Source organism: Bradyrhizobium sp. 23AC (genome assembly GCF_054863025.1).
In genome coordinates this window covers 1,020,033-1,044,615 of sequence record NZ_JAVAYN010000001.1, presented here as the reverse complement: position 1 = coordinate 1,044,615, position 24,583 = coordinate 1,020,033, and the positions used below count along the sequence as shown (strand labels likewise).

The window sequence follows — 24,583 nt, the reverse complement described above, 5'->3', positions numbered from 1 at the left end:
AAGGCCCAAAGAACGCATTGTTTTTTGGCGGTTTTTGCATATATTGCGCCGCAACGCGTAGGCTGCCCGGTCGATATGGCCGGGCTTCCTTTTTGGGCGGAAAGCGCCCCGTTTCCAGTCTTCCAGCGTTGTTTCGAGAAGAGGTCCCGGTCCGACCGGCGAGATCGCGCTTAACCCATTGTTCGAACCAAAGAAGCTCACTCATGAACCTCCGTAACGTCGCCATCATCGCTCACGTCGACCACGGCAAGACGACCCTGGTCGACAAACTCCTCCAGCAGTCCGGCACGTTCCGCGAGAACCAGAAGGTGACCGATCGCGCCATGGACTCCAACGATCTGGAGCGCGAGCGCGGCATCACCATCCTGGCCAAGGCGGCCTCGGTGCAGTGGAAAGACACCCGCATCAACATCGTCGACACCCCCGGCCACGCCGATTTCGGCGGTGAGGTCGAGCGCATCCTGAACATGGTGGACGGCGCCCTGGTGCTGGTGGACGCCGCTGAAGGCCCGCTGCCGCAGACCAAGTTCGTGGTCTCCAAGGCGCTCAAGGTCGGCCTCAAGCCGATCGTCGTCATCAACAAGGTCGACCGCCCCGACGCGCGCCCGACCGAGGTCATCAACGAGGTGTTCGACCTGTTCGCCGCGCTCGACGCCAGCGAGGAGCAGCTCGACTTCCCGATCCTGTACGGGTCGGCCAAGCAGGGCTGGATGGCCGACAGCCCGGAGGGTCCGAAGGACAAGGGCATGGAGCCGCTGTTCGACCTGATCCTGCGCCACGTCGCGCCGCCGAAGGTCGAGGAAGGTCCGTTCAGGATGATCGGCACCATTCTCGAGGCCAACCCCTATCTCGGCCGCATCATCACCGGCCGCATCTCCTCCGGCATCCTCAAGCCGAACCAGCAGGTCAAGGTGCTCAACGCCGAGGGCAAGCTGGTCGAATCCGGGCGCATCACCAAGATCCTGGCGTTCCGCGGCCTCGAGCGCACGCCGCTCGATGAAGCCGAAGCCGGCGACATCGTCGCCATTGCCGGCCTGACCAAGGGCACCGTCGCCGACACCTTCTGCGATCCGACCGTCGAAGTGCCGCTGCCGGCGCAGCCGATCGATCCGCCGACCGTGTCGATGTCGTTCATCGTCAACAACTCCCCGCTCGCCGGCACTGAAGGCGACAAGGTGACGAGCCGCATGATCCGCGACCGTCTGTTGCGCGAGGCCGAAGGCAATGTCGCGCTGCGCGTCGTCGAAGCCTCCGACAAGGACGCGATGGAAGTCTCGGGCCGCGGCGAATTGCAGCTCGCGATCCTGATCGAGACCATGCGCCGCGAGGGCTTTGAGCTTTCGGTGTCGCGCCCGCGCGTCGTGTTCCAGAAGGACGAAGCCACCGGCGCCACCCTGGAGCCGATCGAGGAAGTCGTGATCGACGTCGACGAGGAGCACTCCGGCGTCGTCGTGCAGAAGATGAGCGAGCGCAAGTCCGAGCTGATCGAGATGAAGCCCTCGGGCGGCAATCGTCAGCGCCTGGTGTTCTACGCGCCGACCCGTGGCCTGATCGGCTATCAGGGCGAGCTGCTCACCGACACCCGCGGCACCGCGATCATGAACCGGCTGTTCCACGGCTACGCCCCGTACAAGGGCGAGATCCAGGGCCGCCGCAACGGCGTCCTGATCTCCAACGACCAGGGCGACGCGGTGGCCTACGCCATGTTCAAGCTGGAAGACCGCGGCCCGATGATGATCGAGCCGGGCTGGAAGGTCTACAAGGGCATGATCGTCGGCGAGCACACCCGCGACAACGATCTCGAGATCAACGTGCTCAAGGGCAAGCAGCTCACCAACATCCGCACGACCTCGAAGGACGAAGCCGTGCGCCTGACCCCGCCGATCCGCATGACCCTGGAAAAGGCGCTCGCCTATATCGAGGACGACGAGCTCGTCGAGGTCACCCCGAAGTCGATCCGCCTGCGCAAGAAGCATCTCGACCCGAACGAGCGCAAGCGCGCGGAGAAGGCCAAGGAAGCGGTGGCGTAAGGCCACCGTTCTCCGTAGTGCCGTAGGGTGGGCAAAGCGCAAGCGTGCCCACCAATGGACGATGGTGGGCACGGCGCAAGAGCGCCTTTGCCCATCCTACGAAGCTGTCGCGTGCCCCGGACGCAGCGCAGCGCTTCTTCAGCGGTGCGCTGCTGAGCCGGGGCCCAGACACTCTCATCACTCACCCATCACCTTGGGTCCCGGCTCTGCGCAGCAGCGCAAGCGCGCTGCAGCGCGTCCGGGACACGAGAGCTGCACAACCTAGCCGGCTTCAGCACACCCAGCGAACGTGCTAGAGCCCGCCCATGACCTCCCTCCCCTCCTCCGTGGACGTCGCGATCATCGGCGCCGGTGCAGCCGGCCTCGGCGCGGCACATGCGCTGGCGGGCTCCGGCCTCGCAGCGATCGTGCTGGAGGCGCGGAACAGGCTCGGCGGCCGCGCCTGGACCGTACAGGCATCACCTGACGTGACCTTCGACGTCGGCTGCGGCTGGCTGCATTCGGCGGACAAGAACTCCTTCGTCGCCATCGCGCAGCAGCTCGGTTTCGAGCTCAACAAGGACCTGCCGCCCTGGCGCGAGCGCGCCTATGGCAACGCGTTTCCGCAAGGCGAGCGCGACGATTTCATGCGCGCGATGGACGGGTTCTATGAGCGCCTTTGGCAGGCCGCGCAAAAGGGCAAGGATGAGCCTGCGAGTCGGAGCCTCGAGGCGGGCAATCGCTGGAATCCCATGATCGACGCGATCTCGACCTACATCAACGGCTGCGAACTCAAGGACATGTCGACGCTCGACTGGGACGCCTATGAGGACTCTGGTCTCAACTGGCGCGTCCGCCGCGGCTATGGCGCGCTCGTTGCGGCCTATGGCGCGCCCTGCCCGGTGGCGTTGAACTGCAACGTCGCGCTGATCGATCATTCAGGCCGACGCATCCGCCTCGAAACCTCGCAGGGCACGCTGACCGCGGACAAGGTGATCGTCACCGTGCCGACCAACCTGATCGCCGATGAGACGATCCGCTTTTCACCGCCGTTACCGTCCAAGGTCGACGCAGCAGCCGGCCTGCCGCTCGGCGTCGACGACAAGGTGACGCTCGCGCTGGAGGACGCCGAAGCCTTCCCCAAGGAAGCAAACTTACGCGGCGCCACCATGCGCACCGCGATGGGCACCTACCACATCCGCCCGTTCGGCCAGCCCTGCATCGAAGGCTTCTTCGGCGGCAGCTTCGCGCGCGCGCTGGAAGATGCCGGCGACGGCGCCATCGCCGCCCACAGCATCGACGAGATCGCCGGCTTCCTCGGCAACGACATCCGCCGCAAGCTGAAGCCGCTCGCCGAGTCGCGCTGGGCGCATGATCCGTTCGCGCGAGGCTCCTATTCGCATGCGCTGCCCGGCCACGCCGGCGATCGCGCCGTGCTGGCCGCGCCGGTAGTTGGCCGGCTGTTTTTTGCGGGCGAGGCGACGTCGCCAGCCTTCTTCACGACTGCGCATGGGGCGCGGGACAGCGGGGAACGGGCGGCGACGGAAGTGCTGGCGGCAATCGGGAAGCGCTAACCTCCCCACCAATGTCGTCCCGGCGAACGCCGGGACCCATACCGCGTGATCTTTCAGTCACGCGTGGTGCGCGTACCGCGGATTGACCCTAACTTCCAGTCTTCGCCAAACTCCGTCCTGTGGTTATGGGTCCCGGCGTTCGCCGGGACGACACCAATCTTGTGGTGCCGCTGTCGCGTCACTCGATCACTCGCGCCCGCAGATCAGCATCGGGCACGAAGCACGCGTCATACTTGCCGAAGATGCGATAGCGATTGCGCGCGATGAGGCTGTACACGGGGTCCCGCAGCGGCTTTGGCACGGCGAACAGCACGCGCACCCAGCTCCAGCCCGGAAGCTGCGACAACACGGTCAGTGCAGCGTCGGATTTCATGAACACCTCGCCGCCATGGACAACTGCATTGGTGTCGGGATCGTCGGGGTCGATTCCGAACGTCTGCGCGAGCCGGGCGCCATAGTCCGACTGGATCGGCGTGAAGCGAAACCGCTTCGCCGTGTCGCGCTGCGCGACGAAGCGGACCCAGCGCGAGCAGAAGACGCAGACGCCGTCGTACAGGATCACATCGTCGTCGGGCCATTTGGTCATCAGCGATTATCCAGCGTCAAGAGCGCCACCAACATCAGCACGATCGCCGGCCCCGTCTTCACCAGCGCGCCGAGCGGTTCGATCCAGAGATCGGGCGTCAGGACCGCCGCGCCGAACATATAGCCGAGCGAGGCGACGATGCCAGCAACGAGCCCGGTCGCCGCGGTGCGGCGGAAGGCAATCATCGCGCCAATGCTCATGTCCATCAGGCTGGTGCCGATGGTGATGGGATCGACCAGCGCGGCCGGGAAGTCGTGCGCCGTCAAAATGCCGGCGGCGGCGCGATAGGACACGAACAACGCGATGAAGCCGGAGATCAGCCAGAACGCGACCAGGCTGGCGAAGATCAGCGCCTTGACCAGGAATAGCCGCGCGAACCATTTGTCCTGAACGGTCGCGGGATGACGACCAATCGTCTCGACCAGCGTCTTCGGCGTGATGCCCGTGGCTGCGCTCCATGCCGAGGGATCACCTCGCACGCCGCGGCGCAGCTCGGCGATGGCCGTGGAGCGCATCGGCGGCATCCAACCGAGATAATTGGCGAGATCGCCGATCTTGGCGCCGAGATCGAGCATGAAGGACGGCATCGCGACATGCGGCCACCCGGCCGTGCCGAACGCAAGGCGGAACTGCCTGATGACGCCGGCCATGGTGACCGGCTCAGCCTGCATCAGATCCCAGCTCACGGCTTTTACAGAGGCATCGTCGATGTCGCGCGCGGCAAGCCAGGCGATGGTGGCCGAAATATCCTCGATGGCTACGGGCTGGAACGACGTCGCCATCGCCTTGTCCGGCAGGTTGAGTGGGAAGGCAGCGAGCGCGCGGAGCATGGCGCTGCCGCCATAGGCGGACGGTGCGATTACGAAGCCGGGCCGCAGGATGGCGTGCGCAATGCCTGAGGCCGCGATCAGGCGCTCGGCCTCGCGCTTGGTCGTTGCGAAGGCGGTGCGATCGGCTTCGGCCGCTCCGGGGATCGAGATGTGCACCAGCCGGATCGCGCGGCCGCTGTCGGTGATCGCCGCAAGCAGGCGCGCGACGAAATCGCGATGCACGGCACCTGTGTCGCTGCCGGGGCCGTCCTGGAGCACGCCGAGACAGTTTACGACGACATCCACCGCATTCTCGCGCAACAGCCGCGTCAGCACCGTCACGTCGAGCGAGAGGATCGGCAGCTCGATGTCGAGCGCGCTCGTCTTCTGCGCCGGCGACAGGCTGCGCGCCACGCCAAGCGCGCGAAAGCCACGCGTGCGAAGATCGTCAGTAACGAAGCGGCCGATCAGGCCGGAGGCGCCGAGCACCAGGATGGTTCGCTGGTTCATCACTGCTCTCAAAACGGCTTTGCAACCATCAGCCAGAGGATCAGCATCGTCGCGCCGAAACCGGGGAAGCCGAACGCGAACCAGCGGCGAAACAGGACGAAGTATCGTTGTGGCAACGCCTTGTGCTGCTCCGCGGCCTTTCGCGCGAGATCGCGCATCTCGATCTGCATGAACACGACAGGGATCCAGAACAGGCCGGCGACGGCATACAACACGAGCGAGGCGAGCAGCCAGCGCTCGGTGATCGGCGTCGCCGAGAGCATCATCAGCAAGCCGCCCGTAACCGGCTGGAGGAGCACGGCCGACAGTGTGAAGATTGCGTCCGCGATGACGACGACCGAAGCGGTGCGCGCGATGAACTCCGCATCGTCGGTGCGATGCGCCATCAGCATGAAGAAGGCGATGCCGGTTCCGGTGCCAAGGATGACGATGGCACCGAGCACATGGAGATATTTGACCAGGAAATACAGCGTCATGGCTTCTTGGTCGCTGTCGGCTTGCCCTGGTTCAGCGCTCCCACGAGCTCCCGGCTCGCGGCTTTGACGCCGGCCTCACTCTCGATCATCCAGTGCCCCTCGCTGCCGACGGCCGGCAAGGTGTGGAAGTCGATCTTGCCGCCGCTGCCGCGAAACGCGTCGGCCAGGCCCTTTGAAAACGCCGGCGCAAAATAGCTGTCATTGGTCGCAACGAGCCATGTGACAGGGATGCGCGCGCCCTTGCCGAACTCTGCAGCAGTGGCAAGCAGCGTGTGCGGCGCGCAGATCCGGTTCGGCTCATCATTGGCATGGCCGCCGCGCCCCGGCGCAAGCACTGTGATCGCGGCGATCGCCTTCGGATCGGCATCGGCGAGCGCCAGTGCACCCCAGCCGCCGGCGGAATGGCCGATGACGATGGCGGCGTCCTTGCGGATAAAATCCTGCTTTCGCAAGAACTCCAGCGCGAGCCGGATTTCCTCGGCCGTTGCACGGCCCGAACGCGCATAGTCGGCCTCATCGCAGCCACCCTGGTCCTCGACATAGCGGCCGCCGGTCGCGCCATGGCCCAGCCGCTCCGGCACCAGAACGGCAAAACCGCGCGCGACGAGATAGGCGGCGAGCGGACGATATTCCGGCTGCGGCATTTGCGCTCGACGCAAGCCATTCTGCGTCGAGGCGTGCGCGACGACCGCCAGCCGGAACGGACCTGCGCCGGCGGGGCGAAACAGCAAGGCACGCGCAGCAATGTCGGTATCCGGCGACGGCACCCGCCACTCTTGTCGGCGAAACGGTTCGCCCTCCTCGCCCGATGGGCCAAACGTGACCTGAGCGCACAGAGGCGGCGCTGTCAGCAAGGCCAGCAGAGTCAGAAGCGCGAAGATGTTGAGAAGCCGCATGAATGGCCGAGAGCGAGCACGAACAGCGACAGCCACACTAGTAGGAACGAATCACTATGGGCGGACTTTCTGCGTGGCCCTTCGCCCTTCATTCGGTGCCGCAGAGGGAGTTTTGCACCGACACACGGCACGTCGGTGCCATTCGAGTCGGCGTCCTGTCTTTTTTCGGTACAACATAGTTCAGATACTGATGCACAAAGTCCACACGTTAACCGATAATTAACGATAGGTCTTGCCGCCGGCGCGGCGACTTGGTTTGATTGCGCCCATGAGCACAACCCTGATCGAGGTCCGGCCGGCCAAAGCTGCAGATGCAACTGCGGTGGCGTCGACGCATGACGAAGCCTGGCGCTCCGCCTATCAGGGCATCATTCCCGGCGCCGAGCTGGAAAAGCTCATCAACCGCCGCGGCCCGCAATGGTGGGACAGCGCGATACGCAAGGGCAGCCGCGTCAGCGTGCTGGTGTTCGGCGACAAGATCGCGGGCTACGCCAATTACGGCCGCAACCGGGCTCGCAGCCTGCATTTCGACGGCGAGATCTACGAGCTTTACCTGCGCCCCGAATTCCAGGGCCTCGGCTTCGGCCGCCGCCTGTTCGCCTCCGCCCGCCGCGACCTGATGCAGAGCGGGCTGAAGAGCATGGTGGTGTGGGCGCTCTCGGACAACGACCCGGCGACCGAGTTCTACCGGGCGCTGGGGGGCCGTATGGTGGCGCGCTCCTCGGAGCGGTTCGGGCCGAAGTCGCTCGACAAGGTTGCCTTCGCTTGGACCAATTGAGCTGCTGAAAGCTCTAGCGGCAGCGTTTCCCTTCCGTCGATACCGTTGCCTTTGAGCCGGTGACTTCCGGATTCATTATTTCACAAAAACGCGATGGATCAGCGGGCCAAGCCCGCGTATGACAGCGCCAAATCGCTGCCGGGCGCGATTTATCCTCGGCAATAACGGAGCCTTGAATGCGTATCGATGCGATCTCGATCGGGAAGAACGTGCCTCACGAAGTCAACGTCCTCATCGAAGTCCCCGTGGGCGGCGAACCGATCAAATACGAGATGGACAAGGAAGCCGGCACGCTGGTGGTCGACCGCTTCCTCTACACGCCGATGCGTTACCCCGGTAACTACGGCTTCATCCCGCACACCTTGTCGGATGACGGCGACCCCTGCGACGTCCTGATCATCAACACCCGCGCCATCATTCCCGGCGCCGTCATGAGCGTGCGCCCGGTCGGCGTGCTGTTCATGGAAGACGAAGCCGGCGGCGACGAGAAGATTCTGGCGGTGCCGTCGTCGAAGCTGACGCAGCGCTACGACAAGGTGAAGTCGTACTCCGACCTCCCCGACATCACGCTGCAGCAGATCCAGCACTTCTTCGAGCATTACAAGGATCTCGAGAAGGGCAAATGGGTGAAGATCCTGCGCTGGGGCGGCCCGGAGGACGCGCACAAGCTGATCCTCGAGGGCATGGATCGCGAGAAGAAGAAGAAGAAGGGCTGAAGCATCCGGGTCCCGGACGCGGCGCGGCATGAAATGACGCGACGCTGAGCCGGGACCCATGTCGTCACTGGGCCCTGGCTCAGCAGCGCACCGCTGAAGAAGCGCTGCGCTGCGTCCGGGGCACGAGAACCCGACCTACACCGCCGGCTTCGGTAGCTCGGCGATCGCGCAGGCCGCACGTAGCGTGTTGACCAGCAGGCACGCCACGGTCATCTGGCCAACGCCGCCCGGCACCGGCGTAATCGCGCCGGCGACCCCAAGCGCTTCCTGATAGGCGACGTCGCCGACGAGGCGCGTCTTGCCGTCTTCTTTGGGGATGCGGTTGATGCCAACGTCGATCACGGTCGCACCCGGCTTCAGCCAGTCGCCACGCACCATCTCAGGTCTTCCGACCGCGGCATAGACGAGGTCGGCCTGCTTCACGAGCCCGCGCAGGTCGCGCGAGCGCGAATGCGCGATCGTCACCGTGGCGTTCTCGTTCAGCAGCAATTGCACCAGCGGCCGGCCAACGAGATTGGAGCGGCCGATGACGATGGCGTTCATGCCTTCCAGCGAGGCATGCACGCTCTTGGTCAGGATGATGCAGCCGAGCGGCGTGCAGGGCGACAGCGCCTCGAAACCGCCGGCGAGCCGGCCGGCATTGTTCGGATGCAGCCCGTCGACGTCCTTGGCGGGGTCGATGGCGTTGACGACGGCTTCGGTGTTCAGTCCCTTCGGCAGCGGCAGCTGCACCAGAATGCCGTGCACGGCCGGATCGCGGTTGAGCTTTGCGACCAGCGCCAGGAGATCTGCCTGCGAGACGTCGGCTGGCAGCTTGTGCTCGAACGAGGCCATGCCGGCGCCTTGGGTCTGGGTGTGCTTGGAGCGGACATAAACCTCGCTGGCGGGGTCGCTGCCGACAAGCACGACCGCCAGTCCCGGCACCAGATTGTGCTCACGCTTGACGCGGGCGACCTCCTCGGCGACGCGGGCCCGAAGTTCCGCGGCGATGACTTTTCCATCGATAATCTTGGCGGTCATGTCAGTTCCCTCAGTCTTTCGATTGGGCCGAGACGAGCTGGCGCAGGGCTTCGCCGAGCCGTGCCGGATCGCCGTCGACCGCGATCTGCTTCAGCCGCGAGGTGGCTCCGGACAGGAGCTTTACGCCAGCCTTGGGGACGCCCAGCGATTTCGCCAGCAGGACCAAAACGGCCTTGTTGGCCTCGCCGCCATCGGCGATGGCGCGCACCCGCACCTTGAGCACGCTGCGGCCGTCGGCCAGCTGCTCGATTCCGTCGATGCCGTCGCGACCGCCGCGCGGCGTCACCCGCATCGCGATGCTGATTCCTGCGGCCGAGTAACGCCAGGGTTCCTTACAAGCTTTGTTGGCAACCAAGGGCTCCAGCCCGCTCAGATCACGTTCGGGTAGATGTAGTACAGGATCACCCGCTCGATGAACATGATGAGCAGGATCAGGATGATCGGCGAGATGTCGAGACCGCCGAGACTGGGCAGGAAGTTGCGAATCGGTGCCAGCACCGGCTCGGTGATCCGGTACAGGAACTCTGCCACCGCCGACACGAACTGGTTGCGGGTGTTCACGACGTTGAAGGCGATCAGCCAGGACAGGATCGCGGAGGCGATCAGCAGCCAGACGTAGAGGTCGAGCACGATGATGACGATGTCGAGAACGGCACGCATGGCTTTTGAAGCCTCTGGCTTTGAAAACGTTGGCTGCGGTCGGGATTGACGCCTTTTGCTAGATATCGGTTCCCCCCCGCCCAAACAAGGGAAGTCGGCGCCCCGAATGGCTAAAACCGCCTTGCACCCGTCCTTGACTTGACCTTGGCGGGGACTTAAATGGCGCCCGGTTGTCGGCCGCATTTACCAGAGCGGCCAGCAAAGGGGCCATAGCTCAGCTGGGAGAGCGCGTCGTTCGCAATGACGAGGTCGGCGGTTCGATCCCGCCTGGCTCCACCAGCCTTCGCTGGCTTCGCCAGCTTCGGCTCGGCAAGCCCTTTCGTGGCGAAGGCTGCCGCGGCGTAGCCCGCAGGGCGAAGACGGACTTTTCCAAGCTCCCCCTACCTCCCCTTAAACCTCGGTGGCCGCTTTTCCATGAAGCTCGCCACGCCTTCCCGGAAATCGCTGCCGGCGAGCGCCACCATCATCTCCCGGTTGGCTTCGATCGTTGCCTCGGCCAGCGTCTGGAACGGCACCTCGTAGAGCTGGCGCTTGATCACGGCCATCGCACTCGGCGAGACGAAATCGGCGAGATCGCGCGCATAGGCATAGGTCTCCTCGCGGAGCTTCTCAGGCGAGCAGAGTCGGTTCACGAGGCCGATCCGCAACGCCTCGTCACTTGAAACGCGCCTCGCCGAGAGCAGCAGATCCATCGCGTTGGCGTGGCCGACGATGCGCGGCAGCATCCAGCTGATGCCGTGCTCGGCAATCAGGCCGCGCCGCGCGAAGGCCGTCGTGAACACCGTATTGTCGGCGGCAAAGCGCAGGTCGCAATAGAGCGCGTGCACCAGCCCGATGCCGGCCGTGGCGCCGTTGAGCATGGCGATCACTGGCTTCTTGATCGACGGATAGAACCCGTAGCGCGTCTGCCAGTCCGGACGCCGGTTCATGTCGAACGGCGGCAGGTTCGACGCGCGCCGGACGTCGTCGGGGTCGAGCCCCTTCAGCGCATCCATGTCGGCGCCGGCACAGAAGGCGCGGCCCGCGCCGGTGAGGATGATGACGCGGACATCGTCATCGGCGCTTGATGCTTCCATCGCATGGCGCACGTCGCGCTCCATGATCGGCGTCCACGCATTCATGCGATCGGGACGGTTGAGCGTGACGGTCGCGATCTTGTCGCTCACCTCATAGAGAATGTGCTCGTAGGCCATGACGCTCTCCCTTTGTCTGCCGGCGCGTTCGCGCGCTCGTTGGCGGCGAGCCTAGCATATCCAGGAAAGAGGCAGAGACTTGCGCCAAGGACCTGTGCGAAGGACCTGCGCCAAGGACTTCGCGCGAACGCGCGGATCACTCGGCGGCTTGCGCCAGAACCGGCCGGCGCGCCAGCCAGCCGTCGATGAAATGGTCGAGCCAGGCGCGCTCCGCGACATCGTATACGGCACGATCGGCGAAATGATGATGTCGCTGCCGCGCACCGGGCGCGCTGAAGCCGTCATAGCCGCGCGTGGTCCAGCGATGCATCATCGCGTAGGTCACGTCAGGATGAAACTGCACGCCGAAGGCATTGCCGGTGCGGAACGCCTGCACCGGAAAATCGTCGCCTTCTGCAAGCAGCTCTGCGCCGACAGGCAGCTCGAATCCCTCGCGATGCCAGTGATAGACCTGGGCCGGCCAGGCCGGGCAGAGGGCGTGGCCCGCGGCTGTGGGCCGGATCGGGTAGTAGCCGATCTGGGTCAGCGCATCGGCATGCGGCGCGACGCGGGCGCCGAGCTGCATCGCCAGCATCTGGGCACCAAGGCAGATGCCGAGGAATGGCCGCTGCTCGCGCAGCGGAATTTCGATCCAGTCGATCTCGCGGCGAATATAGTCGTCGGAATCATTGGCGCTCATCGGACCGCCGAAGACCACGGCGCCGGCATGCTGATCGAGCGTCTCGGGCAGGGGATCGCCGAAGCGGGGACGGCGGATGTCGAGGCGATGGCCGAGCGCACGCAGCGCATTGCCGACACGGCCCGGCGTCGAGGATTCCTGGTGCAGGATGATCAGAACCGGCAACTGGGTTTCGGAGGCGACGGCACTTGGCGTCCTTCTCGGGAAGGGCACCGCCTCTGCGCCACCAAACCTGTTCGTCCGGAACGACATGGCCTCTGCGAGTGCTATCGGTTCAGACCGCCAGCATAACTAAGCGATCGTTAATTTCGTGTGAGTTCGCGCACACAACGAAACCGAAGCAAGCCCCGGGCCAATACGGGAGCTTCGAGAGCTAATGCCTCTGCCTCTGGAACCGGCTGGTGGCGGCCAGGATGAAGCCCCGCGGGAAGAAGCGCAGCGCAAATGGCACAATCTTGATGCCGAGACCAGGCAGCACTGCCCGTTTGTTGGCCATCAGGCCACGATAGGCTTCCTGCGCGACATCGGTGGCCGAGACATTGAGCAGGGCCGTATCATGTCCGGAGCCGACGCCGGCGCGCGCCTGGAATTCGGTGGGCACGGGACCCGGGCAAAGCACGGTGACGCGAACGCCGCGCGGCGCGAGCTCGGCCCGCAGCGCTTCGGTGAAGGAAATCACGTAGGCCTTGGACGCATAATAGACGGCCATGCCGGGGCCGGGCAGGAAGCCCGCGACCGAGCCGACATTGAGAAGACCGCCCTTGTTCCTGATGAGTTGATCGGCGAAGCGCAGCGACAAATCGGTCAGAGCCCGCACGTTGACGTCGACAATCCCGATCTGCTCGTCGCGATCGCGCTCGATGGCATCGCCGAACACGCCGAAGCCGGCATTGTTGACGAGGTGGTCGAGCTCGACGCCTTCGGCAGCCAGCGCCGCCGCGATCGTCTCGCCGGCGTCGAGGTCCTCGAGATCGCAGGCGATCACGATCGGCTTCTTGCCGCCCTTGGCGGCGAGCTCGTTGGCGAGCGCCTCCAATCGATCCGCGCGCCGCGCTGTCAAAGCGAGGCGATGTCCATTGGCAGCGAACACGCGCGCCAGCTCCGCACCTATGCCCGCCGAAGCACCGGTGATCAACGTTACCCGCTCAGCCACGATCGAAGTCTCTTGAATTGAAGTTTTTGGCCCCGCAATGACGGAACGAGAGCATAAGCCGTGCGCGACAGGCAAGCGGCGTCGGCCGCATGGCCGCCTGAGCGGACGACAGGAGGAGCGGGAAAGCCGGGTTTTTACGGACGAATCCGAAGCCGGACGGCGGGCAGCTACATTAAAGTTTCGTCATGTGATCCCCACAACCGGCCATCCACCGGTTTGCGCGGATCAGCCGCCGACGGCGCTGTCCGTCACCTGACCACCGGCGCGCTCGGCCACCGTATGCTTCAGGTCGATCCGGTCGCGCTGGGAAATCCCGAGCAGGTCGGAGGCGCGCCAGACGACGTTGTCTTCGAATTCGGAGACCTGACCGTCGGCATAGACCAGCTCCCACATCATCCGGACGATGCGCTTGCGGCCCTCTTCGTCGAGCGAGCGCATGATGACGCTGGTGAAGTGATAGAGGTCCACCGCCTCGCCCTCGACCTGGGTGGCGTCCGCGATCAGACGATCCGCAGTGCCGCGATCGAGCTTAAAATGGCTTTCGATCAGGCTGTGCAGCTTGCGCTGCTCGGCCGCGCTCGGCTGGCCGTCGAGCGAGATTACGTGGACCAGCAGCGCGGTGGCCGCCAACCGATAATCGCTGTCACCGAACGTGCGGTTCTGGTCATTGGGGGCGACAATGTCGGCGATGAATTGGCGCAAGCCGTCGAGCATAAGATCCTACCGAAATCGATACAGCCGCGAGACGCGACCGTTACCAGCATTATATGAGCAGGAAACTCAACCGGCGCAACGTGCGTCAGTTCCGCGCGCTGCATTACGTTTCGGCAATATGGCCGCAGCGAGTCGGACGCGAGTAGCGAGCCGAGTCCTTCGGTGTCGTCCCGGCGAACGCCGGGACCCATAACCACAGCCTGTGGATTGACGAAGACTCAACGACCATCCCGCCCATTCCAGAAATCACGCGGTATGGGTCCCTGCTTTCGCAGGGACGACAGCGGAATTCCGTCAGGGAATCTCGTACACCACCATCTTGTCGGCGATGCCGCGCAGCGCCGCCTGTTTCTGGATCGGCTTGATCGCGCGCTGCTCCAGCACCTCGGCGACCGCGGGCGCATCGAGCACCGGGCCGGTGATGTGGATCTCCTGCGCGGTCGACAGGCTCTGCACGCGGGCGGCGATGTTGACCGTTTGGCCAAAATAATCCTGCCGCTCGTTGAGCATCACCGCGAGGCAGGGACCTTCATGGATGCCGATCTTGACGATGAGATCATCAGTGCCGCGCCGCTTGTTGAGCTGGTCCATCGCCGCGCGCATCCGCAGGCCCGCGACGATGGCATGCTCGGGGCGGACGAAGGTCGCCATCACGGCATCGCCGATCGTCTTCACCACCGCGCCCTTCTCGGAGGAGATGATCTCGAGCAGCGCATGGAAATGCGCGCGCACGAGATCGAAGGCGGCGAGGTCGCCGACGCGCTCGTAGAGCGCGGTCGAGCCCTTCAGATCGGTGAACAGGAAGGTCAGCGACGTGATCTGGAGCCGCTGGTCCAGACTGAGATTGTCCGCCTTGAAGACATCGCGAAAGGTCTGGTTCGACAGCATCCGCTTGGCGGTGAGGAACGGCTTGCGCTTGCCGATCAGATGATGGAGCGCCTCGGCCGCGATGAACACCGATGGCAGCACGCGCACGCCGGCCTGGTTCTCCAGCGACAGCCGCAGCGGACCCGGCCGCATGGTCGTGGTCCCCGTCGGGGCCTGCACCTTGTTGTACATGATGGCGAGCTGCTGACGGTCCCTGGTCGGCTCGCCCTGGACGTCGATGAAATGGGCGGCGTGCGTGACCGGCTCGAAGATGATGACGAAGTCACCAGGCAGCTGCAGCGACATGGTCGCCTTCTCACCGGCCGGCAACTCCATCGTATCCAGCGTCACCTCGTTCGCCAGCGTCGCAAACGATTCCTTGTTGAAGTCGACGCCGGAGCTCCAGAACACCTGCTTGAAATACTCCCACACCGGCAGCGTGTCGGGGTCGTGCGCCGCGATGCGCCGGACGCGCGGATTGACGGTGAAGGACACTTCGACCTGATCGTCGACGGAGGCCTTGTAGCCGCAGGCGCAGAGCGCGCAGTGATAGTCGTCGGGCTTGAGCGCCTTCAACGTCGTGTGCGCACCGAGCACGCCGCCGCAGCCTGGACACAGCACGTTCCAGCCGAGATCGAACAGCCCGAGCCGTGCTGCGTGCAGGAACGCGGAGATCGCGTGCTCTTCGTCAACGGCATGCTGCGTGGCAAAGTCGAGGACATTGACGCGATTGAGCTCGTGATCCTCGCCGTCCTCAATCAGACGCGCAATCGCATCGACCACCTTCGTGTCGGCGGTCTGCTTGAGAACGGAGAACTGGGCCTGGATGTCGCTCATCGCGGGACTCTGCTGGTTGAATCACGCCATCGGCCAGGCAATCGCCTGTCACCGACGGGTGATACGGAACATGGGTGAGTGGTCCGGCTGGGTCGTGACGACGCCGAGCGGGATCACGGGATTCGCCTGATCGGCGAGCTCGACGCGGAACGCGCCGATCAGCCGGGCCAGCGCCAGCACGGATTCGGCTTGCGCAAACGGTGCGCCGATGCAGACGCGTGGACCTGCGCCGAACGGCAGATAGGCGAAGCGATCGGGCGCCTCCGTCGACATGAAGCGCTTTGGAATGAACGCGTTCGGCTGATCCCACAGCTTCTCGTGCCGGTGCAAAAGCCAGGGCGCGATCATGATGATGTCGCCCTTGCTGATCTCGATTCCGGCCGCATTGTCCTTTTCGCGTGCGGCGCGCGCGACCAGGAAGGCCGGAGGATAGAGCCGCATGGTCTCGTCGATTACCGCGCGGGTGAATTTCTGGCGATCGATGTCGGCCATGCTGTCGAGATGCTCACCGCTTGTCTCGGACGCCACCTCCTCCTGCGTCTCCGGATCGAGTGCGAGCAGATAGAGCGCCCAGAACAACGCCGTTGCGGTGGTCTCGTGACCCGCCAGGATCATGGTCGCGACCTCGTCGACGAGCTGCTCGTCGGAAAAGCCTTTGCCGGTTTCCGGATCGCGCGCCGCGTCCATGAGGTCGAACAGATCGCGCGGCGGCGCGCCGTCCTTCTTGCCGGCGGCACGCCGCTCGGCGATCAACATGGCGACGAACTCGGTCCAGCGCTTGCGGAAGCGGGCGCGGGCAAAATCCATCGGGCTCGGCCACGACACCGGCAGCAGCATGTCGAGGAAGTAGGGCCGTCCCAGCCGGGATGCATACTCCATGATGAAATTGCGCAGGGTCGCGCCATGCCGGTCCATGCCGAACGAGAACATCGTGCGCCCGGCGATCTCCAGCGTCATGCGCTGCATGATTTCGCGCAGATCGACCGGCGCGCCCGTCTGCGTATCGAGCTTCGCGATGGTCTCGTCGAGCACCGCCGTCATGTGCGGCACGAGGTTGGCGGTGGCGCGCGGCGTGAAGGCCGGCGCGAGCGTCCGGCGCTGGAACGTCCAGGAATGACCTTCCGCGATCAGAAGCCCGTCGCCGAGCACCGGGCGCAGCATGCGGATGCCCGCCGGCGTGCGCGTATAATTCTCGTAATTGTTGAGCAGGACGTGCCGGATCGCATCCGGCTGATTCAGGATGAAGCTGTTGCGAAGGAAGAAGCGGCCCTTGATGACCTCTTCCTCATAAGCGGGCTGCCCCCATGTCGCGATCATGTTGCGCCGGATCACGGCAAGCCGGCCGAAGAACGACATGTCGTCGGGCGCACGCGGGGGAGCCGGGGGGATGATGGGCCTACGCACGCTGGCGATATTCATGGCTCTCTCCCGCAAGATGTGACGCAGGCAAATAGCTAGTAAGTCAGCTCGGCGACCGCAATCCTGTTCTCCTGGGCGGGCCAGGCGCGCGCCACAATTCGCTCTTCGCCGAACTCGGCCACGATGTTACGCCCAACCTCGCTGGCGGGAAGCCGCAGGGTTGCTGCCGCATCAGTGGGCACGCCCGGCTTGACATCGGCCGGCTCCTTGCCGTCGAAGAGCACCACGTCCCGCGGCAGGCCGAAATAGCCCCTCGGCCGCGACATGATCACGACAGCGCCTGCGTCCTTGTCGGCCGGCCCGAGCGGGCGCGCGGCGCGCAAATGCACGACGTCGGATGAGCGCGGGAAGGGCGAGCGATAGATATGCGTCGTCGGCGTGTCGGGCGATGCCAGCACGAATTCGAGCGACCAGGCGGGATCGACCTGCGCCGGCCCCCAGCGGCCGTCGGCACCCGTCTTCGCGCTGTGCAGCGCACCGCCCTTGCGCTCTCCGGTATCAGGATCGACGCGGAAGATATCGACGGTTGCACCGGCCACCGGGCGATTGGTCGGCACGCCGCCCGGCGTCCCCGTGACGAGGCCGCTCAGCCGGACGCTTGGCTCCGGCACGATCGCAATGCGCGCGGGCTCGCGTCCCGCGATGAATTTGTAGATCTCGCGGAAGGCACGCGGATGGAACGCCACTTCGCGATGGTCGAGTGCGCCGAGCACGAGATTGGTGGCGCCCTTCAGCTCGGGCCCTTCATTGGTGACACCGGTCGGCGTGCCGGGCTTGCCGATGAAGCGGCCGTCGGCCTGGGCGTATTTGTCCATGCCGTCGCTGCGCAAGGTGAGGAAGGCAACGCCCGGCGTCACCTCGCTCTCGCCCTCGTTCAGGCCACGCAGGAATACGCCACGGCCGTTGAACTCGTTGTTAGGCTGGTCGTCGGTCGCGAACACGCCGTGATTGGGCGTGCCGCACAAGACGGCGTGGCTGACATCGCCGGCACCACCGTTCTTGATCACGTTGCGGATTGAATTGCCGCCACGCGAGCTGCCGACCAGCGCCACGCGCGCCGCGCCGGTGCGGCGCTTCAGCTCAGTGATGGCGGTAGCGAGCTCGCGGCGCTGATCCTCGATCGAGGAACGGCCGGCCTGCTCAACCTTGTCGTCACTCCGCGCCAGCGGGTCGGTGAAATTGATCGCCATCATGCGATCGTGTGCGATGCCGTTGGATTCCAACCGCCACAAGGTCGTCATCCAGAGCGCGTCGTAGTCGCCATTGCCGTGGACGAACAGGATCGGCGGCACCTCGGTGCCAGGCGCCGCAGCGGGCGCGGTTTGGGCCGATGCGCCCGTCCGCAAGCTCGCAATTGCGAAAGGCAAGCTGCCCGCCCCCTGCAGGATCGTCCGTCGCGACAGCTTCATTTGTTCCTCCCGGCAAACCAACTCTTTGCACCGCTTATAGCGGCCTAACCACTGGACAGCGAAGGACTTTCGCGGGCATCACTGAATTTGCCGGAATCGCCCAAGATCACTCCAAGACCATTCTGCCAGCCCGTTTGGAAGGGGATATGACCGAGCAGACGAACCGCCAGAAAATCGCCGCCGACGGCATCACCGCGCCTCTGCGGTACACGGTGTTCCGGCGCATCTGGCTCGCCAGCCTGCTCTCCAATCTCGGCCTCCTGATCCAGGGCGTCGGCGCGGCCTGGGCGATGACGCAGATGGCGGCCTCGGCGGACAAGGTGGCGCTGGTGCAGACCGCCTTGATGCTGCCGATCATGCTGATCTCGATGCCGGCCGGCGCCATCGCCGACATGTATGACCGCCGCATCGTCACCCTGGTCTCGCTGATGGTTGCACTCGCCGGCGCGACGGTACTGACGGTACTGGCCGGGTTCAATCTCATCACCCCGGAGACGCTGCTCGCCTTCTGCTTCGTGGTCGGCAGCGGCAACGCGCTGTTCGGCCCGGCGTGGCAGTCTTCGGTCAGCGAGCAGGTGCCGCCCGATGCGCTGCCTTCGGCCGTCGCGCTGAACGGCATCAGCTACAACATCGCGCGCAGCTTCGGCCCCGCGGTCGGCGGCGTCATCGTCGCCGCGCTCGGCGCGGTGGCCGCTTTCGCCTGTAACGCGATCCTCTATCTGCCGCTGCTGGTGGTGCTGCTGCTGTGGCGGCGCAGCACCGAGCCCTCGCGCCTGCCGCGGGAAAAGCTCAACCGCGCCATGGTCTCCGGCTTCCGCTACATCACCAATTCACCGCCGATCAAGATCGTGCTGTTGCGTACGCTGGTGATGGGCCTGATCGGCGGCGCCATCATGGCGCTGATGCCGCTGGTGGCGCGCGACCTGCTGCATGGCGGGGCGCAGACTTACGGCATCATGCTGGGCGCCTTCGGCATGGGCGCCGTGATCGGTGCGCTCAACATCCACGAATTGCGCAAGCGCATGAGCGGCGAGGCTGCGATCCGCGCCTGCACCATCTCGATGGCGTTTGCGATGGCCGCCCTTGCCCTGAGCACCGAGCCGGTGCTGACGGCGACCGCGCTGGTATTGGCCGGGGCGGTCTGGATGGCCGCGATCGCGCTGTTCAATATCGGCGTGCAGCTCTCGGCGCCGCGCTGGGTCGCCGGCCGCTCGCTCGCGGCGTTCCAGGCCTCGATTTCCGGCGGCATCGCCATCGGTGCCTGGGGCTGGGGCCATCTCACCGACTATGCCGGCGTCGAGGTCGCATTGCTGACCGCCGCTGGCCTGATGCTGATCTCGCCGCTGCTCGGGATCTGGCTGACGATGCCGCGCGTCGGTGCCCGCAACGAAGATGCCGACGTGCTGGCCGATCCCGAGGTGAAGCTGTCCCTGACGGGGCGCAGCGGACCTCTGGTGGTCGAGATCGAATATCGCGTCGCGCAGGAGAACGCGCGCGCGTTCCACAACGTGATGCAGGACGTGCAGCTCTCCCGGCAGCGCAACGGCGCCTATGGCTGGTCGATCGCCCGCGACATCGCCGACCCCGAATTGTGGACCGAGCGCTATCATTGCCCGACCTGGTTCGACTACTTACGCCAGCGCAACCGCTCGACCCAGTCCGAGCGCGCGCTGCATCAGCAGGCGATCGATTTCCATATCGGTCCCGAGCCGGTGCGGATCCGCCGCATGCTGGAGCGTCCGTTCGGTTCAGTGCGCTGGAAGGAGGAGACGCCGGATCGTGCGAGCGCCGAGGTGCTGCCGGTGGTCGCGACCGCGGCGGGGAGCAGCACGTAGGTTTTGTGAGTCCGTAGCCCGCATGAGCGGAGCGATATGCGGGGTCAGAAGTCCCGGATGTCGCTTCGCTCATCCGGGCTACGGGAATCACTACTGCCCGTGCTCCGTCAGCACCTTGTCGCAGCCTTTGCTCAGGCGGGTGCGGTTCTGCTTGAGGCAGGCGAGCACGGCGCCATCGCCATTGTTCATCACGGCACGGCAAAAGCGGGTGACATCGCGCGCGCAGGCATCGCGGCCCGGCTGCTGCTGCGCGGATGCGACCGATGCGCCGAGCAGCAAAGGAAGAATGAAAAGAAATCTGGTCATCGCGTAATGCCTCTTACCCGGAAGAATGTGCGGGCGAAGCTAGTGCGACGATCCCTCAGCCGCAACGGCTTTATTGGCGGGCTGCATGGCGCCGCCGCGTTGCCCCGGCTTGACGCCGGGGCGTATCGCGAGGGGAGCTAACCGACGCAACGATGCAGTGTTGCGCGCTCTTACTGCTTGTCCTGGGCGTCAGCGACCTTGCGCGAGGCGCCCTTGGCGAGATCCTTGTCCATCACGGCGCGGCAGCCGGCGCTCAGATCCGAACGATGCTTCATCATGCACGCGGTGATCTTCGGGATGTTGGGGATGTCCGCCGAGCACAGGCGGAAGGCATCGCCGGTGCACTGCTGCTGCGCCTCGGCCGAGAAGGCGAAGCTTGAGGTGGTCGAGACGATCGACACGATCGCGGCAAAGCCCAGCGCCAGGCTGGTGTCGCGGATCTTGCTACTCAGGGACTTGGTCGAGAAGGACTTGGTCATTTGAAGCTCCCATTGGCGCCGTCGCAACGGTGCCCGTTGTTGATGGGAGCTACGATGCTCCAGCAAAACAGTTTCCACTGTGATGATGGTCACGGGCGGCACCCCGACTGTGACGTCGGTCACTTTGGCGCACCTCCCTGAAATTCCTCCACAACCGCCGTCGTGTTGGTGTCACGTTAACTGTTACTTCGCATTAATGGCTCGTCGCGCGGGAAATTCCGCCGGTTTGGTTGCGTAATTGGAAAGAGTAGCGATGCGTAATGCGTTGGGCCTGATGTTGGCCAGTGTAGTTGCGGCGGTCGTGATCGCCGCCGGCGGTTGGTTTTATTATTCCTCGCGCGCCGATCAGGCCGCTCCCAAGACAATTGCCGCCCGTGCCGCCGATCAATTGCCGGCACCGGCGAAGCTCGCCGCCAGGGATGACGTCGAGACCACCGCGACGATCGCGGCCAGGCCGACGATAGTTGCTCAGGCACCCGCGCCCGCCCCGGCCATGCCGGTTCAGCAGAAATCGACCTGCGCCAATCCGAACGCGCTGGGCGTCTCCCGCGTGGTCGAGATCGACACCACCGGCGGCCCCGGCTTCGGCTTCGATCATTTCAAGCAATTCGACTTCCTCACCGACAAGGAGGTCGTGCTGACCTTCGACGACGGCCCCTGGCCCGTGAACACGCCGAATGTGCTGAAGGCGCTGGCGGACGAATGCACCAAGGGCCTGTTCTTCTCGGTCGGCAAGCACGCGACCTATCATCCGGAAATCCTGCGCCAGGTGCTGGCCCAGGGCCACACGGTCGGCACGCATACCTGGTCGCACGTCAATCTGAACGGCAAGAAGATGACCGAGCAGATGGCCAAGGACGAGGTCGAAAAGGGCATCAGCGCGGTGAGGTTCGCACTGGGTGCCAACCCCGCGCCGTTCTTCCGCTTTCCGCAGCTCCAGCACAATCCGGCGATCGTGAGCTATTTCGGCACCCGCAACGTCGCGATGTTCTCGACCGACGTCGACTCCTTCGACTTCCGCAAGGGCGCGACGCCGGAGAAGATCATCGAGACGGTGATGACCCGGCTGGACAAGCTCGGCAAGGGCATCATCCTGATGCATGATTTCCAGAAGAATACCGGCATAGCCCTGCCGACGCTGCTCGCGCGGTTGAAGGCTGGCGGTTACAAGGTCGTGCAGATGAAGGCCAAGACGACGCTGCAGACGCTGCCGGAATACGACGAAGCGATCATGAAGGACATGAAGGTGCCGACCGCGAGCACCAACACGCGTCCGATCGGGAGCGTGGTGCAGACGGTGTCGCAGTAAACGCCATCTATCCAAACCAAAACTCTTGCGTCATGGCCGGGCTCGTCCCGGCCATTTGCTTTTGGCGAGCGGCTTACCAATAGATGCCGTGGCGGTGCAGCTCGCTGATGATGCGGCCCTCGGTCCGGCGCTTGGACTTCGGCTTGTCCGCCCTTGCCGTTTTCTTGGTGGCGGGCTTGGTTGCCGCGACCGGCGCGGGGGTGGTCGTGGGCGTGGTCACCGCCGGAGCCGCCGGCGTGACCGTGGCGGCCGGCGCAGAGAGCGACACTGCCGGCGGACGATCGGAATATTTCGCCGCCTCCGCGGCTGGCGCGATTTCGCTCACCTGCGCCGTGGCGGCGGACGGCGTCGTTTGTGGAGCAGGGGCCTGAGCACCCGCCGCGGACAGCGACAGGCTGCGGGAGCCGTCTGCCTGGGCAGAGGCGGAAGCCAGGACCATGGCGGCAACCAGAATGATCTTGCGCATGTGAAATCTCCCCGTGTTGGCGTACCCGGGACATTACGGGGAAGGGTGTCCTGGGTTAAGTGATTGGCCTCACACAATCGCGGAGCAATTTCGAACCGGCCGGCTGCTATCAACACCCCCGCCGATACAGCCGCAGCGTCACGTCCGGAAAGCTCATGCTGTCGAGCAGGCAGACGCCCTTTTCCGCGTCCATGCGGGCGATGAGCTCATCGCCGACCCGCGGTCCGACCAGCGTATGCTGGATCGAGCTCGAGACGACGAGGATGTTCGACTGCAGAAGCGCGTCTGCGGTGGCCGCTGCCGTTCGATGCAGCATCTCGCCGCGGACGACGAGATTCATCCGCGCCTGCGCCGCATACAACTGAATGGTCGCGGGCGTGACCGGGTAGGGACTCGAAAAGCCGACATAAAGCGGGCCCGGCGGCGGTGGCTTGACGTCGCGCAGAAACGACCAGAGACGCTCGGTCGATGCGCGGATGCTGTCCTGCTGCTGTGCGCTCAGCGGCGTCGCCACGCTGAGCTGACCGATCACGACGTGCTTGACGAACAGCGCGAGGGCGATTGCGAGCGCAAGCACCCGGCCCGCCGTCAGCAGATGCCGACGGTTGGCTGTCGCAAGGACCGTGCGCGCAAGCAGCGATTCCATGGACGCCATGCTGGCGCAGCCATTGAGGACCATCGCGACGATGAACACGCCGTAGAACATTGCGCCGAAAAAATAGGTCTTGATCTCGGCAACGGACGGAATGGCGTAGGCAATCAGCACGGTCGCGAGCAGAACGACGGCGTCCAGCACCGCAGCCCGGCCCTGGATCGCAGCGAGCACGAAGCGCAGCAGCATCAAGGCCAACCCGATGGCGAGCCAATAGTGCAGGCCGAACTGTCCCTCGCCACCGATGGAGAAGCGTAGCAGTCCGGGCCAGAAACCTTCGCCCGTCGTCCAGAGGTCGCGCTGGCCGACGAACACGTTGAGAATGTAGGTGACGGTCTCGACCAATGCGGGTCCGATCAGCGCGGCCGTGGTCGCGATCAACGGCAGCACGAACCACGCGAGCGCGCCGAGCGCGGTCCTGATCGACAGGCGCAATCCGCCCGCCTGGATGCAATCGACGACCAGCCGGATCGCGAACGCACTGCCGAGCAGAGCAAGCGCAGCCGGGAACGATGTCGGCTTGATGCAGGCGGCGAATGCGCAGGCAACGCCAAGGCCAGCCAGCGACCGGGCGCTACGCCGGAGCACGCCGCGGTAGACGATGGCACCGGCAGCAAGACCAATGGCGAGTCCCGAGGGCAGATCGGGACGCGCTTCCGTGATCGTGTGCCACAGCACCGGCACGCACACCGCTACGACCAGACACGATGCGATCTCGAGGACCGGCCGTCGCCGAACCAGCCAGATGATCCCGAGCAGGAAGCCGAAGACGATCACGGCATGAACGAGATAAGGACCGACATAGCTTCCCGGAAACGACCAAAAACCGGTGGCCGCCACCAGCGTCGAAAACGGCGCATGGTGATGCAGCAAGTCCCAGACGCTGCCGGCGACGCCGCGGCTTCCGAAGGCATTCACCCATCTGACCGCGTCGCCGAAATAGGCGACGTCGTCATAGAGCGGGGGAACGGACAGCCGGCTGTGCAGCCGCGACGCGTCGAGCGATTTGGAAGCGACGATGGCGGTGATCAGCGCCGCAAGGATGACGAGGCCGGGCAGCCGGACCCGGTCGCTCCGATCCGCGGAGCCCGGCTCCGTTCGCGATGCCCCTGCCTGCCCCATCGCCCACACCCCGCCAGCGCGCATCGTAGAGACGCCAGCATCGCGCGCAATGCGCCGGATGCAATGGCCGGGACTAGGCTCGCGCTTCTTGGATCGGATGAGTTTGAGC

Annotated in this window: 24 protein-coding genes and 1 tRNA gene; 7 read left to right on the top strand and 18 right to left on the bottom strand. The window is 65.0% G+C overall.

The features are described 5' to 3' along the window. The first annotated feature begins 203 nt into the window (after window positions 1-203). Both typA and RAD10_RS04920 read left to right on the top strand, forming a co-directional pair. Complete coding sequence (gene typA / locus RAD10_RS04925; RefSeq protein WP_271594453.1) at window positions 204-2,030, top strand: translational GTPase TypA; 1,827 nt, start codon at window positions 204-206, stop codon at window positions 2,028-2,030. A 305-nt stretch (window positions 2,031-2,335) separates the two neighbouring features. Further along, the gene (locus RAD10_RS04920) at window positions 2,336-3,583 is read left to right on the top strand and encodes a flavin monoamine oxidase family protein (protein WP_461616533.1); all 1,248 of its coding nucleotides are present in this window, start codon (window positions 2,336-2,338) and stop codon (window positions 3,581-3,583) included. 178 nt (window positions 3,584-3,761) lie between these two features. On the opposite strand, the gene RAD10_RS04915 is transcribed toward RAD10_RS04920, so the two are convergent. From RAD10_RS04915 to RAD10_RS04900, 4 genes are read right to left on the bottom strand one after another with little or no spacing between them, the layout of a single operon-like run. Next, on the bottom strand, window positions 3,762-4,169 hold the full coding sequence (locus tag RAD10_RS04915) for a thiol-disulfide oxidoreductase DCC family protein (protein WP_461616532.1): 408 nt from the start codon (window positions 4,167-4,169) through the stop codon (window positions 3,762-3,764). After that, window positions 4,169-5,488 (bottom strand): SDR family oxidoreductase, encoded by a 1,320-nt coding sequence (locus RAD10_RS04910; protein WP_461616531.1) that lies wholly within the window; start codon window positions 5,486-5,488, stop codon window positions 4,169-4,171. Before RAD10_RS04910 ends, RAD10_RS04915 begins: the two co-directional genes overlap by 1 nt. Window positions 5,489-5,496: 8 nt before the next feature. Then, window positions 5,497-5,964, bottom strand: a complete 468-nt coding sequence (locus RAD10_RS04905) for a DUF2269 family protein (protein WP_461616530.1) — start codon at window positions 5,962-5,964, stop codon at window positions 5,497-5,499. Continuing rightward, window positions 5,961-6,860 (bottom strand): dienelactone hydrolase family protein, encoded by a 900-nt coding sequence (locus RAD10_RS04900; protein ID WP_461616529.1) that lies wholly within the window; start codon window positions 6,858-6,860, stop codon window positions 5,961-5,963. Before RAD10_RS04900 ends, RAD10_RS04905 begins: the two co-directional genes overlap by 4 nt. 268 nt (window positions 6,861-7,128) lie before the next feature. Between RAD10_RS04900 and RAD10_RS04895 the strand changes: the two genes are divergently transcribed. After that, the gene (locus tag RAD10_RS04895) at window positions 7,129-7,638 is read left to right on the top strand and encodes a GNAT family N-acetyltransferase (RefSeq protein WP_018318962.1); all 510 of its coding nucleotides are present in this window, start codon (window positions 7,129-7,131) and stop codon (window positions 7,636-7,638) included. Window positions 7,639-7,814: 176 nt separating this feature from the next. Then, window positions 7,815-8,354 (top strand): inorganic diphosphatase, encoded by a 540-nt coding sequence (gene ppa, locus RAD10_RS04890; protein ID WP_038972974.1) that lies wholly within the window; start codon window positions 7,815-7,817, stop codon window positions 8,352-8,354. Between the two features lie 135 nt (window positions 8,355-8,489). Here the strand turns inward: ppa and folD are convergent, their stop codons facing one another. Genes folD through RAD10_RS04875 form a run of 3 tightly spaced genes read right to left on the bottom strand, consistent with a single transcriptional unit; the run spans window position 8,490 to window position 10,034 of the window. After that, window positions 8,490-9,374, bottom strand: coding sequence for a bifunctional methylenetetrahydrofolate dehydrogenase/methenyltetrahydrofolate cyclohydrolase FolD (gene folD / locus RAD10_RS04885; protein WP_461616528.1), 885 nt, complete (start codon window positions 9,372-9,374; stop codon window positions 8,490-8,492). Between the two features lie 10 nt (window positions 9,375-9,384). Then, the gene (locus RAD10_RS04880; RefSeq protein WP_461616527.1) at window positions 9,385-9,729 is read right to left on the bottom strand and encodes a DUF167 domain-containing protein; all 345 of its coding nucleotides are present in this window, start codon (window positions 9,727-9,729) and stop codon (window positions 9,385-9,387) included. A gap of 14 nt (window positions 9,730-9,743) precedes the next feature. Next, window positions 9,744-10,034 (bottom strand): YggT family protein, encoded by a 291-nt coding sequence (locus RAD10_RS04875; RefSeq protein ID WP_007598721.1) that lies wholly within the window; start codon window positions 10,032-10,034, stop codon window positions 9,744-9,746. A gap of 203 nt (window positions 10,035-10,237) precedes the next feature. On the opposite strand from RAD10_RS04875, the gene RAD10_RS04870 reads away from it, so the two are divergent. Next, a tRNA-Ala gene (locus RAD10_RS04870) sits at window positions 10,238-10,313 on the top strand. Between the two features lie 101 nt (window positions 10,314-10,414). Here the strand turns inward: RAD10_RS04870 and RAD10_RS04865 are convergent. The 7 genes from RAD10_RS04865 to RAD10_RS04835 form a co-directional block, all read right to left on the bottom strand. Beyond that, window positions 10,415-11,227 carry an enoyl-CoA hydratase gene (locus RAD10_RS04865; protein ID WP_461616526.1) on the bottom strand — a complete coding sequence of 271 codons (813 nt, stop codon included), beginning with the start codon at window positions 11,225-11,227 and terminating at the stop codon, window positions 10,415-10,417. A 136-nt stretch (window positions 11,228-11,363) separates the two neighbouring features. Continuing rightward, window positions 11,364-12,158, bottom strand: a complete 795-nt coding sequence (locus tag RAD10_RS04860) for a glutamine amidotransferase (RefSeq protein ID WP_461616525.1) — start codon at window positions 12,156-12,158, stop codon at window positions 11,364-11,366. Window positions 12,159-12,279: 121 nt separating this feature from the next. Next, window positions 12,280-13,059, bottom strand: a complete 780-nt coding sequence (locus RAD10_RS04855; RefSeq protein ID WP_461616524.1) for an SDR family NAD(P)-dependent oxidoreductase — start codon at window positions 13,057-13,059, stop codon at window positions 12,280-12,282. Window positions 13,060-13,284: 225 nt separating this feature from the next. Beyond that, a complete protein-coding gene (locus RAD10_RS04850) occupies window positions 13,285-13,773 on the bottom strand; it encodes a tellurite resistance TerB family protein (RefSeq protein WP_018318970.1) in 489 nt (162 codons plus the stop codon). 294 nt (window positions 13,774-14,067) lie between these two features. Then, complete coding sequence (locus RAD10_RS04845) at window positions 14,068-15,477, bottom strand: adenylate/guanylate cyclase domain-containing protein (protein WP_271594448.1); 1,410 nt, start codon at window positions 15,475-15,477, stop codon at window positions 14,068-14,070. A 48-nt stretch (window positions 15,478-15,525) separates the two neighbouring features. Continuing rightward, complete coding sequence (locus RAD10_RS04840; RefSeq protein ID WP_461616523.1) at window positions 15,526-16,896, bottom strand: cytochrome P450; 1,371 nt, start codon at window positions 16,894-16,896, stop codon at window positions 15,526-15,528. A 35-nt stretch (window positions 16,897-16,931) separates the two neighbouring features. Beyond that, on the bottom strand, window positions 16,932-18,305 hold the full coding sequence (locus RAD10_RS04835; protein WP_461616522.1) for a hydrolase: 1,374 nt from the start codon (window positions 18,303-18,305) through the stop codon (window positions 16,932-16,934). Between the two features lie 146 nt (window positions 18,306-18,451). On the opposite strand from RAD10_RS04835, the gene RAD10_RS04830 reads away from it, so the two are divergent. Further along, window positions 18,452-20,140 (top strand): MFS transporter, encoded by a 1,689-nt coding sequence (locus RAD10_RS04830; protein WP_018318974.1) that lies wholly within the window; start codon window positions 18,452-18,454, stop codon window positions 20,138-20,140. A 90-nt stretch (window positions 20,141-20,230) separates the two neighbouring features. On the opposite strand, the gene RAD10_RS04825 is transcribed toward RAD10_RS04830, so the two are convergent. Together RAD10_RS04825 and RAD10_RS04820 are read right to left on the bottom strand one after the other, a co-directional pair. After that, on the bottom strand, window positions 20,231-20,446 hold the full coding sequence (locus RAD10_RS04825; RefSeq protein WP_461616521.1) for a cysteine rich repeat-containing protein: 216 nt from the start codon (window positions 20,444-20,446) through the stop codon (window positions 20,231-20,233). 170 nt (window positions 20,447-20,616) lie between these two features. Next, the gene (locus RAD10_RS04820; RefSeq protein WP_461616520.1) at window positions 20,617-20,925 is read right to left on the bottom strand and encodes a hypothetical protein; all 309 of its coding nucleotides are present in this window, start codon (window positions 20,923-20,925) and stop codon (window positions 20,617-20,619) included. A gap of 253 nt (window positions 20,926-21,178) precedes the next feature. Between RAD10_RS04820 and RAD10_RS04815 the strand changes: the two genes are divergently transcribed. After that, window positions 21,179-22,234 carry a polysaccharide deacetylase family protein gene (locus RAD10_RS04815; RefSeq protein ID WP_461616519.1) on the top strand — a complete coding sequence of 352 codons (1,056 nt, stop codon included), beginning with the start codon at window positions 21,179-21,181 and terminating at the stop codon, window positions 22,232-22,234. A 73-nt stretch (window positions 22,235-22,307) separates the two neighbouring features. On the opposite strand, the gene RAD10_RS04810 is transcribed toward RAD10_RS04815, so the two are convergent. Both RAD10_RS04810 and RAD10_RS04805 read right to left on the bottom strand, forming a co-directional pair. Further along, the gene (locus tag RAD10_RS04810; protein WP_461616518.1) at window positions 22,308-22,700 is read right to left on the bottom strand and encodes a hypothetical protein; all 393 of its coding nucleotides are present in this window, start codon (window positions 22,698-22,700) and stop codon (window positions 22,308-22,310) included. A gap of 109 nt (window positions 22,701-22,809) precedes the next feature. Beyond that, window positions 22,810-24,498 (bottom strand): hypothetical protein, encoded by a 1,689-nt coding sequence (locus tag RAD10_RS04805; RefSeq protein ID WP_461616517.1) that lies wholly within the window; start codon window positions 24,496-24,498, stop codon window positions 22,810-22,812. Between the last annotated feature and the right edge of the window lie 85 nt (window positions 24,499-24,583).